This is a genomic window from Pantoea sp. 18069, assembly GCF_902706035.1.
GTDB lineage: Bacteria > Pseudomonadota > Gammaproteobacteria > Burkholderiales > Burkholderiaceae_C > Comamonas.
On sequence record NZ_CACSJA010000020.1, the window covers coordinates 19,247 to 35,737 of the forward strand.

A 16,491-nucleotide genomic window follows, 5' to 3' on the forward strand; every position below is an offset into this window, starting at 1 on the left:
GCTCAGTCTTCTTTCGCGCGCGAAGAAACTGCCTTGGCGATCAAGGCGTTCATGTCCGAAGCGCGCTCCGTCGTACGGTCGTAGACGAAGTGCAGCGTGGGCACGGTGTGGATATGCAGGCGCTTGAACAGGCCGGCGCGCAGGAAGCCCGCGGCCTGGTTCAGACCTTCGAGCGTCTGATCGGGATCCCCCGTGAGGATGCTGAAGAACACCTTGGCGTGTGCATAGTCAGGAGTGACCTCCACCCCTTGCAGGGTGATCATGCCCACGCGCGGGTCCTTCAGTTCCCGGGCGATCAGCTCCGACAGATCACGCTGGATCTGGTCGGAGACTTTGAAGCTGCGATTGGGCGCAGCGCGTTTCTTGGCAGCCATGGATTACAGCGTCCGTGCGATTTCCTTGATCTCAAAGACTTCCAGCACGTCACCTTCCTTGATGTCGTTGTAGTTCTTGAGCTTGATACCGCACTCGAAGCCTTCCTTGACTTCCTTGACGTCGTCCTTGAGACGCTTGATCGATTCGATCTCGCCAGTGTAGATCACCACGTTTTCGCGCAGCAGGCGGAAGCGTGCATTGCGGGTGACCTGACCGGAGGTGATGTACGAACCGGCAATCGTGCCAATCTTCGTCGCCACGAACACGGTACGGATCTCGGCCATGCCGATGATCTCTTCGCGCTGCTCCGGTGCCAGCATGCCGGACATCGCCGCCTTGAGTTCGTCCACAGCGTCATAAATGATGTTGTAGTAACGGATCTCGACGTCGTTGTTCTCGGCGGTCTTGCGTGCGTTGGCATCAGCGCGCACGTTGAAGCCGATCACGATGGCCTTGGAAGCAATCGCCAGGTTGATGTCGGACTCGCTGATGCCGCCCACGCCGGCATACACCAACTGCACGCGCACTTCCTCGGTCGACAGCTTGAGCAGCGACTGGCCCAGGGCTTCTTGCGAACCCTGCACATCGGCCTTGATGATGATGGGCAAGGTCTGCACCTCGCCCGCCGTCATTTCGGCGAACATGTTTTCCAGCTTGGCGGCCTGTTGCTTGGCCAGCTTGGTGTGGCGGAACTTGCCGGCACGGTAGGTGGCGATTTCACGGGCCCGGCGTTCGTCGCTCAGCACCATGAATTCGTCGCCAGCGGCGGGCACATCCGACAGACCCTGGATTTCGACCGGAATCGAAGGACCGGCGGTCTTGGTGGTCTTGCCGTTTTCGTCGACCATGGCACGCACGCGGCCATAGGTCTGACCGGCCAGCACCACGTCGCCCACCTTGAGCGTACCGGACTGAATCAGCACCGTCGCGACAGGACCGCGGCCCTTGTCGAGCTGGGCTTCGATGACCAGGCCCTTGGCAGCGGCTTCGACCGGAGCGCGCAGCTCCAGCACTTCGGCCTGCAGCAGCACCTGCTCGAGCAGTTCGTCTATGCCCATGCCGGTCTTGGAAGACACGTGCACGAAAGGCGACTCGCCGCCGTACTCTTCAGGCACGACTTCCTGCACAACCAGCTCCTGCTTGACGCGCTCGAAGTTGGCATCGGGCTTGTCCGACTTGGTGATCGCGACCACGATTGGCACCTTCGCCGCCTTGGCGTGCTTGATGGCTTCCTTGGTCTGGGGCATCACGCCGTCGTCGGCTGCAACCACCAGAATCACGATGTCGGTGGCCTGGGCACCACGGGCACGCATGGCCGTGAAGGCCTCGTGACCCGGGGTGTCGAGGAAGGACACCATGCCGCGCTCGGTCTTCACATGGTAGGCACCGATATGCTGGGTAATGCCGCCGGCTTCGCCGCCAGCCACCTTGGAGCGACGGATGTAGTCGAGCAGCGAGGTCTTGCCGTGATCGACGTGACCCATCACGGTCACCACAGGTGCGCGTGGCAGGGCTTCGGCTTCCTGTTGCGAGGTTTCCTCGAAAGTGAACGCTTCCGGGTCATCCAGGGCCGCGACCTTGGCGGTGTGGCCCATTTCCTCGACCACGATCATCGCGGTGTCCTGGTCCAGAGGCTGATTGATGGTGACCATCTGGCCCATCTTCATCAGGATCTTGATCAGTTCGGACGCCTTGACCGACATCTTGTGCGCGAGCTCGGAAACCGTGATGGTTTCGGGCACGTGCACTTCGATCGCACGGAACTCCGCCTGCGCTTGCTGGTGGTGATCGTTGCGATCGTGGCCGCCGCCGCGACGGCTGCCGCCGCGCGGACCACCGCGCCAGTTGCTGCCACCGCCGCCACGGCTCGGGCCGCTGTCGCCACGGGTCTTGATTTCCTTCTTCTTGCCGTCGCCAGCCCAGCTGGACGACAGCTTGGCGGACTTGACTTCCTTGCCGGCGCCGGCCGCAGGCGCGGCAGGGCCGCCGGTGCGGGCCGTGGTCGAGCCAGTGGCAGGCTTGTGCAGCGTGCCCTTCTTGGCGTCGCCCGCAGGCTTGGCCACGACAGCCGGCTTGACCGGCTCTTCGGGCTTCTTGGCCACGAGCACGCGCTTGGGCGCTGCCATCATGGCGCGAATGGCTTCGGCTTCGGCCTGGGCCTTGCGGCGGCGTTCGTCGAGATCCTTCGCCCGGGCTGCTTCTTCCGCAGCGCGCGAGCGCGACTCTTCCTCGGCCTTTTCGCGCGCAGCGGTCTGGGCCGCATTGCGTGCAGCCGCTTCGGCCTTGTATTCGCGCGAGGCTTCGGCCTTCTGCGCAGTCGCCTGGGCAATCTTTGCGGCTTCCTGAGCAGCGTAGGCTACGGCCCGCTCCTCGGCTTCACGCTCCCGGCGTTCGCGCTCTTCGCGCTCACGGCGTTTTTCCACCAGTTCTTCCTCCTGCTGGCTAATCAGCTCCACCTGATGGCGAGCCGCCTCTTCACGCCGCACCAGTTCATCGGATTCGCGTTCAGTGCCGGCCTGCTCCTGGCTGGCCTGTGCTTCGCCTTCGGAACCGGCTTCGCCGCTTTCGTCACGCTTGATGAAGGTGCGCTTCTTGCGCACTTCCACTTGAATGGTGCGGGCCCGGCCAGTGGCATCAGCCTGCTTGATTTCGCTCGTCGACTTTTTCGTCAATGTGATTTTCTTGCGGTCAGCTCCGCCTGTGCCATGACTGGCCTGCAGGTGCGAGAGCAATTTCTGTTTATCGGACTCGGTCAACGCATCGGAAGCCGAGGCCTTGGCAACACCGGCAAAGCTCAGTTGTTGCAACAAGGTTTCGGGCGTTTTTTTGAGTTCAGCAGCAAACTCGGCAACAGTGTTACTCGACATATTCGGTTCGTTCCTCCCTGACCTTACTCTTGCCCAGTGAACCAGTGTTCACGTGCCTTCATGATCAAAGCTTTCGCTTCGTCGGCAGACTGCCCGGTCAGTTCGGTCAGTTCGTCAATGGCCAAATCGGCCAAGTCATCCCGCGTATGCACGCCACCGTCGGCCAACTTGGCCACCAGCTCAGGCGTCAACCCCTCGAGGTCGCGCAGATCCTGCGAAACCGTGTCGACATTTTCCTCGCGTGCGATTTCCATCGTGAGCAAGGCGTCCTTGGCGCGCGCCCGCAGCTCGTTCACGGTGTCTTCGTCGAAGCTTTCGATTTCCAGCATTTCCTGCAGCGGCACATAGGCCACTTCTTCCAGGCTGGCGAAACCTTCTTCGATCAGGATGTCGGCGATTTCCTCGTCGACATCCAGGTTCTCCATGAACAGGCGACGTGCGGTATCCGTCTCGTCGGCCTGTTTTTGCGCAGACTCGGCTGCGTCCATGATGTTGATTTTCCAACCGGTGAGGTCGGAGGCCAGACGTACGTTCTGGCCGCCGCGGCCGATGGCGATGGCGAGGTTTTCCTCGTCAACCACCACGTCCATGGCATGTTTTTCTTCGTCGACCACGATGGACGACACGTTCGCGGGCGCCAGCGCACCGATCACGAACTGCGCCGGGTCTTCGGACCACAGCACGATGTCGACGCGCTCGCCGGCCAACTCATTGGTCACGGCATTGACGCGGGTGCCACGCACGCCGACGCAGGTCCCGATAGGGTCCACGCGCTTGTCATGCGAGATCACGGCGATTTTCGCACGGCTGCCGGGATCGCGTGCGCAGCTCTTGATTTCCAGCAGGCCCTGTTCGATTTCGGGCACTTCATTGCGGAACAGCTCCACCATGAATTCAGGCGCCGAACGCGACAAGATGATGGGAGCGCCGCGCAGCGTCAGGTCCACTTCCATGATCATGGCGCGCACGCGGTCGCCGTTGCGCAGGTTTTCCTTGGGGATCATTTCGCTGCGGCGCAGGCGTCCTTCGACGCGTCCGCCTTCGACGATGATGTCGCCCTTGTCCATGCGCTTGACGGTGCCGGTGAAGATCTTTTCGCCGCGCGCCATGAAGTCGTTGAGCAGCATTTCGCGCTCGGCGTCACGGATCTTCTGCAGGATCACCTGCTTGGCAGCCATGGCACCGATGCGGCCGATGGGCACCGACTCGACTTCTTCTTCGATGTGCTCACCGACTTCGATGTCCGCGACGCGGTCTTGCGCATCCATCAGCATTTCTTCGGCTTCGGGGTTTTGCAGACCGGCGTCGTCAGGCACGACCAGCCAGCGACGGAAGGTGTCGTAATCACCGCTATCACGGTCGATGGCCACGCGGATATCCACTTCGCCCTGGTACAGCTTCTTCGTGGCCTGGGCCAGAGCCAATTCCACGGCACCAAAGACCACATCGCGCTCCACGTTCTTCTCGCGCGAAATGGCCTCTACCAACATCAACAATTCGCGATTCATGCGATGACTCTCCTATTTCAATCACTCCGAAGGGGCACCACCCTGGTGCATCCGCCTGGAACGGTTAACACAACACCGCAAACCTGCAAATTGCCAGATTGTGTTAACCGCTCTCAGCCCCGTACTTATTTGACCTGCAGTGGCACCGCTCATGAAGCGGCTTTATTGGCCCTGCCCTTGAAATCCACCAGCGGCGCAAGGCGTGCCTCGCGCAGCTCATCGAGTGCGAATCCCAATGCCTGCAAAGGCGCGGGCACACGTTTCTTGCTCACGCGCTGACCCGGCTTGACTGCCGGCTCATCGCTCCAGACGATTTGCCAGCCACCGGTCTCGCTGCGCTCGAGCGTGCCCCGGAATTTCTTGCGATTGGCGCTGACCTGACCGGCCGCCGCGGCGCCCATGGGCTCCTTGAGCGTCAGGTCGATCACTTCGCCTTCGAAGCGCACGAAATCCTGCTCGTGGCGCAAGGGCCGGTCGATGCCAGGCGACGAGACTTCCAGGCGCTTGTATTCCGCACCGTCCACCTCGAGCGCAAACTGCAACTGGCGCGTGACTTTTTCACAGTCTTCGACCGTGATGTACTGCTCCGGCAATGCCTGCGTTTCGGGCGTCGGCGGCTGCCAGGGCAAATCGATGGTGACGCGCAGCAATCCTCCTGCGGAGCGCTCGATCTCCACCAAGTCATAACCCAGGCCTGCGACTGTTTGTTCAACGATTTGCTGTAGTGCCACGTGTATTCAATTCCATCTCTGCAAATACAAAAAACCCGATAACCCCCGGAAAACCCATCCGACAGCTTCGAGCTCCAAATGCAACCGACCAAAAAAAACGGGCGGTATGTACCCGCCCGTTTGGTCGTGAGTCCTATATTGTACCCGCAAACCATTGTCAGGGCTCGCAAACGGCACCCAAACGCTGTCTGCGCCGACTCAGGCCAGACGCGCCGCAAGAATGCGATCGCGCAAGGCCTGCGCCTCCATAGATACTGCCCCGGGCGCCGGCCCGGTGCGCTGCAACGATACCAGAAGACGCGACAGAACCGGTAACTGCGGCAGCAGCGGTCCCAGAAAACGTGCGTGCTGCCAGTCGGAAATCAAGAGGCAGGGAAAGGTCTCGATATCGAGATCGCCGGCGACATCTTCACGGTCTTCGATGTCGAGCCAGACGAAACGCGCTTGCGGGTGGCTGGCTGCGAGGTCTTCAAAACCCTGACGATACTGCTGGCATACGCCGCACCACTGCGCGCACAGACACACCACCAGCCAATCCCAATGCTGCACGCCCTTGCGGGGCTCAATCTCCATGCCGACTCCTTCATCTCACTGCCGCCGCTTCTCGCGTGCCCGATAAACCTCGATGGTACCAACCGCTGGCGCCATATTGCCCCAGGATTGTCGGACAAAGGAAGACACGGCGGCGATCTGGGCGTCGCTCAATTGATGGGAAAACGGGGGCATTCCATGCGGCCGCGGATTGCCCTGCGTGGCCGGCGGATACCCGCCCTGCAGCACCATGCGCACCACATTGCTGCCGTCAGGCAGGTTCACCGCACGGTTGCCGGCCAGCGCGATGAAGGCGCCGGGCCGGCCTTCGCCCTGCTCGCCATGGCATTGCGCGCAGTGCTGGGTGTAGACCTTGGCGCCGAGCCGGGCGTCGCCGGCCCGGGCGACCGGCCCGGCCGGTGCCCGGGGTGCGGGCAAGGTCTGCAGATAGGCGGCCATTGCCTGCAAGTCGTCGGTCGACAGATATTGGGTGCTTCTAAACACCACTTCGGCCATGGGCCCGCTCGCGGACGCCGTGGACGATACCCCGGTCCGCAGCAGGCGCACCAGGTCCTGCGCCTCCCCCAGCCCGCCGCCCAGCGCCGGTGCGTACCAATCCTGCAGCGCCATCATGCCGCCGCGCAGCAGGCCCTCCTCGACCGAAGCACCCCAGCTGTTGCGTGCCGAATGGCAGGCCGCGCAGTGGCCCAGGCCCTGCACCAGGTACGCCCCCCGGTTCCACTCGGCCGGCGCATCGGCGCGCGGCTGCCATTCGCCCGCGCGGAAATACCGCGCGCGCCAGACGGCCAGCGCCGCCTGGGTATTGAACGGAAACGTGAGCTGATGCGGCTTCGCGGGCGCATGCACAGGCGCGAGGCTTTGCAGATAGGCGAACAGCGCGTCGGCGTCTTCGCGCAGCACGCGCGTGTACTGCGGATAGGGAAAGGCCGGGTACAGCAGCCGGCCGTCCTGCGAACGGCCATGGTGCAGCGCGCGCCAGAATGCATCGGGCGTCCAGCGGCCCAGACCGGTGTCCGGGTCGGGCGTCAGGTTGGACGCATGGATCACGCCGAAAGGCGTTTGCATCGCCCGCCCGCCCGCATATTCCTTGCCGCCCTGTGCCGTGTGGCAGCCCATGCAGTTGCCCGCGCGCGCCAGATAGGCGCCTTTTTCGAGCATGGCAGCCGAAGCCGGCGCGCCGACCTCGCCCGGGGCGCGGAACAATTGCGGCGAAGAAGCTTCGCCGCGCAGGTTGAGCCAGGCGATGCCGGCCGCCCCCGCCAGCAGCAACCCCGCCAGCGCCAGCAGCCATCGCGTTGATGATTTACGCATTACCGGCCCTCCTGGCGTGCGGTGTTGCCGGCGTCCATTCCCGCACAGGCCATGGGCGCGGGCCGGGGCAGCTGCGCCAGCGGCTTGCCGCCCTGGGGCACGGTCTGCGCGGCCAGCCAGGCCGACACCGCCGCCACTTCCGGCCCCGAGAGCTGGCGCGCGATCAGGGCCATGCAATCGGGCGCCTGCGCATGGCGCTGGCCGGTCTGCCAGGCGCCGAGCTGGCTGTTGAGATAGTCGCGCGACAGGCCCAGCAGGCCGGGCACCGCGGGCAGCACGCCGGTCATCGCCGCGCCATGGCAGGCGATGCACGCGGGCAGGCCGCGCGCTGCGTCGCCCTGCATGACCAGCGCCTGACCCCGGGCCAGCACCTGGGGCGCCGCCTGCGGCCTGAGCGGCGGCGGATACGGCACTTCACGCCGCGCAAAGTAATCTGCCATTTCGCGCAGATAGTCGTCGGTCAGATTGGCAAGCAGATAGGACATCTGCGTGTGGCTGCGCCGGCCGTCGCGAAAATTGAGCATCTGCCGGAACAGGTAGTCAGCGGGCTTGCCCGCGAGCCGCGGGAAATAGCCTTCGGGGCTGGCCCGCCCCTGGTCGCCATGGCAGGCACTGCAGGCCTTGACGCGCCAGGCCATCGAATCGACGTGGGCCTCCTGATCCTGCGCCTTCGCCCCGAGCGCCAGCGTGCCGCTCAGCGCCGCGGCAAGAAGCGCATGGCGGGCGCCGAAAGAACCACGGCGCCCCACACGCCTGCCTGCCCACTTCAAACCAGCCATGGAACGCTCACCTGTCGTGCTTCGAGGCATCCGAATCTACGGCCTTGCCCGCAGTCGGGGTAGAGGGACAACCAGAGGCCATGGCCGGCATGCGTCCGGGCCTATCCTCCTTCGCAGCCGACAGTGCATGCCAGCGCCCGCCTACAAGCGGCGGCGAATGCTCTGGTACATTGGCTTCAGTCCCTCAACCATGGGCATCCGCAGCCAGTTGCGGCGGCCTTTCGGGAGTCGCTCATGTCCGCTGCAGGCCTTCTCCGAACCGGCACCCCGCCGCACCACTGGTTGTTTGCGATGCTGTGCGGCCTGGTGTTCGCCTGTGGCTTGAGTGCCCATACGCACCCCGTGCCCCGGGACATCGCGGTGATCCAGAATTTCGACGCCGCGCGCTATGCGGGCCCGTGGTTCGTGCTGGCGCGCATCGACCATCCCGCGGAGCAAGGCCTGATACAGACCGGCGTGTACTACCGCAGCAACGGCGACGGCTCGCTGGCCATGGTGCAGCGCGGCCTTGATCCCGCGCGCAAGCAGTGGACCAAGCGCGAGAGCCTGGCCCAGCCCGTGGGCGCGGCCCACCAGGGCGCGCTCAAGGTCTCGACCCAGGGCGCCATTTCCAGCGATTACAACGTGGTGGCGCTCGACACCGACTACCGCTGGGCGCTGGTGCTTGGCGCAAACACCGACCGCGCCTGGGTGCTGTCGCGCACTCCGAGCCTGCGCCCCGAGGACCGAAGCGGCCTGCTGCAACAGGCGCGCGCCGCCGGCGTCAACACCGAACAGCTGCTCTGGGTTCCGCAGGAACGCCAGGGAGCCCCCTTGCTGTAGCCTGCACCGGAGTACCCCTGAATGGATTACAAGGACTATTACAAGATCCTCGGCGTCGATCCCGCCGCGAGCGCGCAGGACATCAAGAAAGCCTACCGGCGCCTCGCGCGCAAGCACCATCCCGACCTGAGCAAGGACACGCAGTCCTCAGCCCGCATGGCCGAGCTCAACGAAGCCAACACCGTGCTGTCCGACCCCGAAAAACGCGCGGCCTATGACCAGCTCGGTGCGCAGAGGGCCGCAGGCCATGAGGCGCACGACGGCTTCAGGCCGCCGCCGCACTGGGACGAGGAGCATGCGTTCCACCCGAACGGCGGCACGGACAGCGAAGCCTACAGCGACTTCTTCGACCAGTTGTTCGGCCGCAGCGCCTACGCCCGGCAAACCCATGCGCGCGGCCAGACGCCACCCGACCGCAAGGGACGCGACCACCACGCGGTCATAGAGCTGGACCTCGAAGACAGCTACCGCGGCACCGAGCGCTCACTGCAGGTGCGCAGCGCCACGCTCGATGCGCAGGGCCAGCCGCACGAAAGAACCCGAGAGTTGCAGGTCACCATCCCCAAGGGCGTCAAGGAAGGTCAGCTGATACGCCTGGCCGGCCATGGCAGCCCGGGCCTGGGGCATGGAACGGCCGGCGACCTGCTGCTCGAAGTGCGCTTTCGCCCCGACCCACGCTGGTATGCCAAGGACAAGGACGTCTACCAGCATGTGGCCATCGCGCCCTGGGAAGCCGCCCTGGGCGGGCCGCTCGAAGTGCGCACGCTCGCCGGCACCCTCGAGGTCAATGTGCCCGCGGGCTGGAAAAAAGGCCGCCAGTTGCGCCTGCGCGGCAAGGGCCTGCCGGCCAACCCGCCCGGGGACATGTATCTGCTGCTGGAAATCGCGCTGCCGCCGGCCAGCGACGAAGCCAGCCGCAAGGCCTACGAGGCGTTCTCGCAGGCCTTCCCGAGCTTCAATGCGCGCAATGCCTGAACTTGCCATGAGGAACACGCCATGACTGCCGCCCCCGCCCCTTTCTGCACCCCCTGCGAAGTGCTGGACACGGCAGCGCTCGATCTCGCGCAACTCGCCCATGCCTGCGCCCAGCCCCCGGGCTGGGTGGTGCAGCGCGTGCGCGAAGAGGTGCTGCAGATCGACGACGCCGGCGGTGAAGGCCGCAGCGAATGGCGCTTCAGCAGCCGCACGCTGCTGCGCGCGCGGCGCATTGCCCACCTAGAAACGACATTCGATGCCGACCCGCAGCTCGCGGCGCTCGCGGCCGACCTGATGGAAGAAGTGCAGACGCTGCGCAGGCTGCTGCACGAACGCGGGGAAGAGCGGCGCTGAAAAGCAAAAAAGCCCTTGAAAGGGCTTTTTTTCAGGGAAGCGAAGCCGCAGCTCAGCCGCCTTGGTGCACGCGCTTGCCGGGGTTCTTCTTCGAACGCGTGGAGACGCCACGTTCCTTGCTCACGCGCTGACCGCGGCCAGCCGTGGGCAGGCTATAACCGTTGGGCAGGGGGGGCTGGGGCGTGAACTTGCGGTCGGCTTCGGTAACGATCTTGTTGCCCATGGGACATCCTTCAATGAAAAAAGCGATTTGAAGCCGCTATTAAGCCACAGCCTGGGGCCTGCTTGCACGGTAAAGTCACATGCCGACCCGCGATATCGGTTCGCGCCCCGGGGTCCGTGCGCCCGCAATGCGCGTCTGTCTGACAGCCCAGTCCCACAGCACAGTGGATAAGAAAGGTCTATGCACATACTCTGGAACTATCTCAAGCCCCATGCCCGGCTCGCCTGGCTGGCGCTGCTGCTGGCCGCGATCAGCCAGGTGCTGGCGCTGGTGGACCCGATCATTTTCGGCAAGATCATCGACGGCTATGCGATCAATCCCGGCGACAAGACCGATGCCGAACTGATTTCGGGTGTGCTGCGCCTGCTCGGGCTGGCCGTCGCCGTGGCCATCGGTTCGCGCCTGGCCAAGGCGCTGCAGGAATATGTGACCCGCCTGGTGGTGCAGAAACTCGGCACGCAGCTGTTCAACGACGGCCTGCGCCAGGTGATGCGGCTCAAATACCAGGAATTCGCCGAGATGCGCACCGGCGAAACCTTGTCGCTGCTGCAAAAGGCGCGCGCCGACAGCGAGCGCTTCATCAACACCTTCATCAACACCGTGTTTGCGGCGGTGGTCGGCATCAGCTTTCTGGTCTGGTATTCGGTCACGCGGCATTGGGCGCTGGTGCCGGTGTTCCTGATCGGCGTGCTGGTGCTCGGCGGGCTCACGGGCCTGCTGAGCCGGGAAATCCGCAACCAGCAGCGCTCCATCGTGCGCGAGACCAACCGCAATTCGGGCTTCATCACCGAGTCGCTGCGCAATATCGAACTCATCAAGAGCCTGGGGCTCACCTTCCCCGAAGTGCGCCGCCTGCAGGCCCAGACCGAGAAGATCTTCGCGCTCGAGATGCTCAAGGTCAAGCGCATACGCCTGCTGTCCTTCCTGCAGGGCTCGACGCTGAGCCTGCTCAAGCTGGGCATACTGTTTGCGCTGCTGTGGCTGATCTTTCGCGATGTGCTGAGCACCGGCGAGCTGATCGCCATGCAGTTCATCTCGGTGGCGATCTTCGCGCCGCTGCAGGAGCTGGGCAACATCATCGTTGCCTGGCGCGAGGCCGAGGCGTCGCTGCTGAACTTCGACACGCTGATGAAGAAGCCCGTGGAAAAGCGCCCCGCCAACCCGCAGCGCGTGGGCCTGGTGCAGGACCTGAGTTTCGACCAGGTCGAATTCCAGCACCAGGGCGCCAGCGACAAGGCGCTCGACGGGGTGTCGTTCTCCGCAAAACTCGGCGACACCATCGCCTTTGTCGGCCCGTCGGGCTCGGGCAAGTCGACGCTGGTCAAGCTGCTGGTCGGCCTGTACACGCCGCAGGCCGGCTCCATCGCGTTCAACGGCATACCAACGCAGCAGTTGCGCTACAACGAGGTCCGGCGCCAGATCGGCTTCGTGACCCAGGAAACCCATTTGTTCGCCGGCACGCTGCGCGAGAACATGCTGTTCGTCAAACCCGATGCCACGGACGCGGACATCCTCACGGCGCTGGAGCAGGCGTCCTGCCTGCACTTGCTCGAACGTTCACCGCTGGGCCTGGACACGCCGATCGGCGAGTCCGGCGTGCGCCTGTCGGGCGGCGAAAAGCAGCGCCTGTCGATTGCGCGCGCGCTGGTGCGCAATCCACGGCTGCTGATTTTCGACGAAGCCACGTCGGCGCTCGATTCGCTGACCGAGGAACAGATCACCGCCACCGTGCGCCGCGTGTCGCAGCAGTCGAACCGCATCACGCTGCTGATCGCCCACCGGCTGTCGACCATACTGCATGCCCAGACCATCATGGTGCTCGAGCGCGGCCGCATCGTCGAGTCTGGCAGCCATGCCGAGCTGCTCACGCACAAAGGCCTGTACTACGCGATGTGGCGCCAGCAGATCGGCGAGCGCCCCGCGGGCCGGCCGCTGGGCGCGCTCGCGCCGCAAGCCCCGCCTATGGAGGACTGACACGGGCCGGCGGGCCGCAAACGTCGTCCTTCGCTGACCAGCGCATGCCAGCAAACACCTACATGCTGCCAGCGTGCCACGGGGTAGATTGGTGGTATGGGGCGACCCGGTGCCAATCGCCTGTCCTCGACCCTGCCGCCTTCATCAGGCTTTCGTTGCCCATGCCGTTCAAGGAGTTCTATGCCCCGCCACACCCCACGCCAACTGCCCTCCTTCGATGATCTGCGCAGTCGCCTGGACTACGGCCACCTGCCCGCGTCGGCTCGGCGCACCGGCTCCGCGGTCGCCATCGCGGTGAGTGCGGGCGCCGTGGCCTATCTGGCGTGGATGGCGCTGCGCACGCCTTCGCGGCCGGCATCGGTGCAGCCCGTGGGCCAGTTCGATATCTCGCGCTATCTGGGCCGCTGGTATGAAGTCGCGCGCATAGACCAGCGCTTCGAGAAGGGCCTGGTGCGCACGCGCGCCGAATACAGCCTCGCGCCCAATGGCTGCGTGCAGGTCGTGAACCGCGGGTTCGACCCGCGCCGCAACCGCTGGAAAGAAGCGCGCGGCAAGGCGCAGTTCGTCGGCAGTTCGGACGAAGCCGCGCTCAAGGTGTCCTTTTTCGGACCGTTCTATGCGGGCTACAACGTGGTCGCGCTCGACGAGCAGTACCGCTGGGCAATGATCATAGGCGCGAGCCTCGACGACTTCTGGATTCTTTCGCGCACGCCGGTGCTGCCCAACGGCGTGCGCCAGCACCTGCTGGCCCAGGCCCAGCAGATCGGCATCGATCTGGACCGCATCCTGTGGGTCATGCAGGACGGCGCCAATCCGACTGGAAGCTAGAGCGGCTAACACAACCCTTGAGGCGTCGTTGCGCTGCCTTGCCGTGCTACTCGCACTGTCTGCGGCATCGCGCCTAGCCACAACCGCAAATCTACGATTTGCTGGGTCGTGTTAGCCGCTCTCAATCCAGCCGCGCACGTACCGTCGCCGCGACATCGCGCACCCAGGGCTGGCGCTGCCAGTGCTGCTGCGCGAAGGCGGCGATCTGCGGTGCATGGGCCATGGACGCCGCAATCGAGTCCTGGCCTTGGAGGAACATGCGCCGGTGGCGCGGCGAAATCGAGAACGCCGCGCTGTGCCCTGCCGTGCGCACCTGCTGTGCGGCCACGTCGATTTCAATATCCAGCGGCAAGCCCAGCACTTCCTGCGCTTGCGCCTGTGCGTGAAAGATCCGCGCATCCTCGGCCGACACCATGGCCAGCAGCAGCCGGTTGTTCATCGCATTCGAATAGAAGATCTCGCCGAAGCTCGCCGCCACCACGGCCTTGAAACCGAACTGCTGCATGCCCCAGACCGCATGCTCGCGGCTCGAGCCACAGCCATAGTTGGCGCCCGCGAGCAGCATGTCCACACCCGCAAACCCGGGGCGGTTGAGTACGAATTCCGGGCGCTCCTTCCCCTCGCCGTCAAAGCGCAGGTCGTAGAGAACGCCCTGGTCCAGCCCCGCCTTGTCGATGCCGCGCAGAAACTGCTTGGGCATGATCTGGTCGGTGTCGAGGTTGGCGATGTCCAGGCGCGCGGCGCGGCCGTGGATGACTGCGTGGCCGGCCTGCGGATTTACTGTGTTCATTGCATTTCCTTCCATGCGCGCACGTCGGTGATGTGACCGGCGAGCGCAGCGGCCGCGGCCATTGCCGGGCTCATCAAATGGGTGATCGCGCCGCGCCCCTGGCGGCCTTCGAAATTGCGGTTGGTCGTCGACGCGCAGCGCTGGCCGGGTGCGAGCACGTCGTCGTTCATCGCCAGGCACATGGAGCAGCCGGGCTGGCGCCATTCGAAGCCTGCGGCCACCAGCCGCGCGGCAATGCCTTCGGCTTCGGCCTGGGCCTTCACGGCGCCCGAACCCGGCACGACCATCGCGCGCACGCCGGGCGCGACGCGCTGGCCGCCGACGATGCGGTCGACTTCGCGCAGGTCTTCGATGCGTGCGTTGGTGCACGAGCCGATGAAGACATGGTCGACGGCCACGCCCAGCAGCGGCTGGCCCGCGACCAGCGCGGTATAGCGCAGCGCCTGCTGCGCGCTGGTGCGCTGCGTGCCCTCGGGCAGGTCCTGCGGATCGGGCACGCAGCCGTCGACGGCCACCGCCTGGTCGGGGCTGGTGCCCCAGGTCACGAAGGGCGCGACCTGGCCGGCATCGAAACGGTGCTCGACATCGAACTGCGCGCCCTCATCGCTGTGCAGACCGGCCCAGTGCGCGCGCGCGGCGCGGCGCATATCGCCGGCGATATCGGGCGCACGTTCGAGCACATAGTCGACCGCCTTGGCATCGGGCGCGATCAGCGCGCCGCGCGCACCGGCTTCGACGGCCATGTTGCACAGCGTGAAGCGCGCCTCGATCGACAGCGCGGCTATCGCCGTGCCGCAGAACTCGACCGCGAAGCCGCGCGCGCCCTGGGCACCGATGCGGCTGATGATCATCAGGATCAGGTCCTTGGCCGTGGTGCCACGCGGCAACCGGCCGTCGACGCGGATGCGCATGTCCTGCGCGAGCCGGTAGACCAGGGTCTGCGTAGCCAGCACATGCTCGACTTCGGACGTGCCTATGCCAAAGCCCAGGGCGCCGAGCGCGCCATAGGTCGTGGTGTGGCTGTCGCCGCAGATCACCACCATGCCGGGGCGGATCATGCCGTGCTCGGGTGCGATCACATGCTCTATGCCCTGCCAGCGGTCGTTGGTGTCGAACAGCGCAATGCCATGGCGCTCGCAGTTGGCGCGCAGATTGCTCGCCTGCAGCGCCGACGCCGTGTCCTGGATCACGCGGTGGCGGACCGGGTGGGTGGGAATGATGTGGCTGACCACCGCCACGTTCTGCCCGGGCATGGGCACGGCGCGCCCGGCCGCATGCAGGCCCGCGAAAGCCTGGGGGCTGGTGTATTCGTTCATCAGATGCAGGTCGCAAAACAGCAGCACGTTCTGTTCGTCGAGCACGGCCACGGCATGGGAGTCGACAAGCTTGCGGTACAGCGTCAACGGACGGGGGTTCATGCGCCTTCTCCTTGCAGAAACGGCAGGGCGGCATCGAGCAATGCCTGCGGCGCCTCCTCCGCGATGTAATGCCCGCAAGGCAGGGGCCCGCCGCGCACGTCGTCGGCCAGCTTCTGCCACTCCTGCAGGGACTGAAAACAGCGGTGGACCACGCCCTGCCCGCCCCACAGCACCAGCAGCGGCATGGCCAGGCGCCTGCCGAGTTCGCGGTCTTCACGCTCGTGCGCCAGGTCGATTCCGGCAGAAGCGCGGTAGTCCTCGCACACGCCATGGGCCGCGCCCGGCAGCGCCAGGCAGCGCATGTACTCGCCCAGCGCGCGCGCATCGAAGGGCGCAAGCCCCGCGCTGCGCCCGCCCATCACGTCACGCACATAGGCCGCGGCATCGGCCTCGATCAGGCGCTCGGGCAGGGGCCCGGGCTGGATCAGAAAGAACCAGTGCCAGTAGGCGCGCGCGAAATCCTCGCTGGTCTGCTCGTACATCGCCAGCGTGGGCGCGATGTCGAGCAGCACCAGCCGCTGCACGGCCTGCGCATGGTCCACCGCCAGCCGGTGGGCCACGCGCGCGCCGCGGTCGTGGGCCAGCACGCTGAAGCGCGCATGGCCCAGCTGCTGCATCAGCCGCAGCAGGTCGCGCGCCATGCGGCGCTTGCTGTAGTTCGCGTGCCCGGCGTCGCCCTGCGGCTTGGACGAGTCGCCATAGCCGCGCAGGTCGGGCACGACCAGCATGAAATGCTGGGCGAGCGTGGGCACGACGCGGTGCCAGATCACGCCGGTCTGCGGATGGCCGTGCACCAGCAGCAGCGCCGGGCCCTGGCCGCCGACCCAGGCATGCAGGTATACGCCATCGTCGACCACCACCTGCCGCGGGTGCAGACCCGCCATCAATGCCGCGGCGTCGGGGTTTGTGTGAGGGGCGGTCATCGTGGTCTCCTGGTGACAGATATGGGGCCTATGATATGCATCAGGAAATTTGGATAAATGG

Annotated in this window: 16 protein-coding genes; 5 read left to right on the forward strand and 11 right to left on the reverse strand. The window is 65.3% G+C overall.

Features of this window, described 5'->3' with window-relative positions; all coding sequences use genetic code 11:
* Positions 1-2: 2 nt before the first annotated feature.
* The 7 genes from rbfA to GVL12_RS16030 all read right to left on the reverse strand — a co-directional run bounded on the left by rbfA (position 3) and on the right by GVL12_RS16030 (position 8,123).
* On the reverse strand, positions 3-374 hold the full coding sequence (gene rbfA, locus GVL12_RS16000; protein ID WP_159915791.1) for a 30S ribosome-binding factor RbfA: 372 nt from the start codon (positions 372-374) through the stop codon (positions 3-5).
* Between the two features lie 3 nt (positions 375-377).
* Positions 378-3,242 (reverse strand): translation initiation factor IF-2, encoded by a 2,865-nt coding sequence (gene infB / locus GVL12_RS16005; protein WP_159915793.1) that lies wholly within the window; start codon positions 3,240-3,242, stop codon positions 378-380.
* Between the two features lie 23 nt (positions 3,243-3,265).
* Entirely contained in the window at positions 3,266-4,750 is a 1,485-nt protein-coding gene (nusA, locus tag GVL12_RS16010) for a transcription termination factor NusA (RefSeq protein ID WP_159915795.1), read from the reverse strand.
* A 149-nt stretch (positions 4,751-4,899) separates the two neighbouring features.
* Positions 4,900-5,481, reverse strand: coding sequence for a ribosome maturation factor RimP (rimP, locus tag GVL12_RS16015; protein ID WP_159915797.1), 582 nt, complete (start codon positions 5,479-5,481; stop codon positions 4,900-4,902).
* 198 nt (positions 5,482-5,679) lie between these two features.
* Positions 5,680-6,054 carry a thioredoxin family protein gene (locus GVL12_RS16020; RefSeq protein WP_159915799.1) on the reverse strand — a complete coding sequence of 125 codons (375 nt, stop codon included), beginning with the start codon at positions 6,052-6,054 and terminating at the stop codon, positions 5,680-5,682.
* A 15-nt stretch (positions 6,055-6,069) separates the two neighbouring features.
* Positions 6,070-7,344, reverse strand: a complete 1,275-nt coding sequence (locus GVL12_RS16025) for a cytochrome c (protein ID WP_159915801.1) — start codon at positions 7,342-7,344, stop codon at positions 6,070-6,072.
* Positions 7,344-8,123 carry a c-type cytochrome gene (locus GVL12_RS16030; protein WP_159915803.1) on the reverse strand — a complete coding sequence of 260 codons (780 nt, stop codon included), beginning with the start codon at positions 8,121-8,123 and terminating at the stop codon, positions 7,344-7,346. Before GVL12_RS16030 ends, GVL12_RS16025 begins: the two co-directional genes overlap by 1 nt.
* 234 nt (positions 8,124-8,357) lie before the next feature.
* Here GVL12_RS16030 and GVL12_RS16035 point away from each other — a divergent pair, with 234 nt between their 5' ends.
* Genes GVL12_RS16035 through GVL12_RS16045 form a run of 3 tightly spaced genes read left to right on the forward strand, consistent with a single transcriptional unit; the run spans position 8,358 to position 10,274 of the window.
* Positions 8,358-8,945: a lipocalin family protein gene (locus GVL12_RS16035; protein ID WP_159915805.1), complete on the forward strand. Its 588-nt coding sequence runs from the start codon at positions 8,358-8,360 to the stop codon at positions 8,943-8,945.
* A gap of 21 nt (positions 8,946-8,966) precedes the next feature.
* Positions 8,967-9,920, forward strand: a complete 954-nt coding sequence (locus GVL12_RS16040; RefSeq protein ID WP_159915807.1) for a DnaJ C-terminal domain-containing protein — start codon at positions 8,967-8,969, stop codon at positions 9,918-9,920.
* Between the two features lie 21 nt (positions 9,921-9,941).
* The gene (locus tag GVL12_RS16045) at positions 9,942-10,274 is read left to right on the forward strand and encodes a MerR family transcriptional regulator (protein ID WP_159915809.1); all 333 of its coding nucleotides are present in this window, start codon (positions 9,942-9,944) and stop codon (positions 10,272-10,274) included.
* A gap of 52 nt (positions 10,275-10,326) precedes the next feature.
* Here the strand turns inward: GVL12_RS16045 and GVL12_RS26310 are convergent, their stop codons facing one another.
* A complete protein-coding gene (locus tag GVL12_RS26310; protein ID WP_200843806.1) occupies positions 10,327-10,497 on the reverse strand; it encodes a hypothetical protein in 171 nt (56 codons plus the stop codon).
* A 180-nt stretch (positions 10,498-10,677) separates the two neighbouring features.
* On the opposite strand from GVL12_RS26310, the gene GVL12_RS16050 reads away from it, so the two are divergent.
* Positions 10,678-12,471, forward strand: a complete 1,794-nt coding sequence (locus GVL12_RS16050; RefSeq protein ID WP_159915811.1) for an ABC transporter ATP-binding protein — start codon at positions 10,678-10,680, stop codon at positions 12,469-12,471.
* Positions 12,472-12,798: 327 nt separating this feature from the next.
* The gene (locus tag GVL12_RS16055; protein WP_200843818.1) at positions 12,799-13,299 is read left to right on the forward strand and encodes a lipocalin family protein; all 501 of its coding nucleotides are present in this window, start codon (positions 12,799-12,801) and stop codon (positions 13,297-13,299) included.
* A gap of 121 nt (positions 13,300-13,420) precedes the next feature.
* Here GVL12_RS16055 and leuD read toward each other — a convergent pair whose 3' ends face one another.
* From leuD to GVL12_RS16070, 3 genes are read right to left on the reverse strand one after another with little or no spacing between them, the layout of a single operon-like run.
* Positions 13,421-14,089 carry a 3-isopropylmalate dehydratase small subunit gene (leuD, locus tag GVL12_RS16060; RefSeq protein WP_159915815.1) on the reverse strand — a complete coding sequence of 223 codons (669 nt, stop codon included), beginning with the start codon at positions 14,087-14,089 and terminating at the stop codon, positions 13,421-13,423.
* Positions 14,086-15,507, reverse strand: a complete 1,422-nt coding sequence (gene leuC / locus GVL12_RS16065; protein WP_159915817.1) for a 3-isopropylmalate dehydratase large subunit — start codon at positions 15,505-15,507, stop codon at positions 14,086-14,088. Before leuC ends, leuD begins: the two co-directional genes overlap by 4 nt.
* Positions 15,504-16,430: an alpha/beta fold hydrolase gene (locus GVL12_RS16070; RefSeq protein WP_235033884.1), complete on the reverse strand. Its 927-nt coding sequence runs from the start codon at positions 16,428-16,430 to the stop codon at positions 15,504-15,506. Before GVL12_RS16070 ends, leuC begins: the two co-directional genes overlap by 4 nt.
* Positions 16,431-16,491 lie beyond the last annotated feature (61 nt).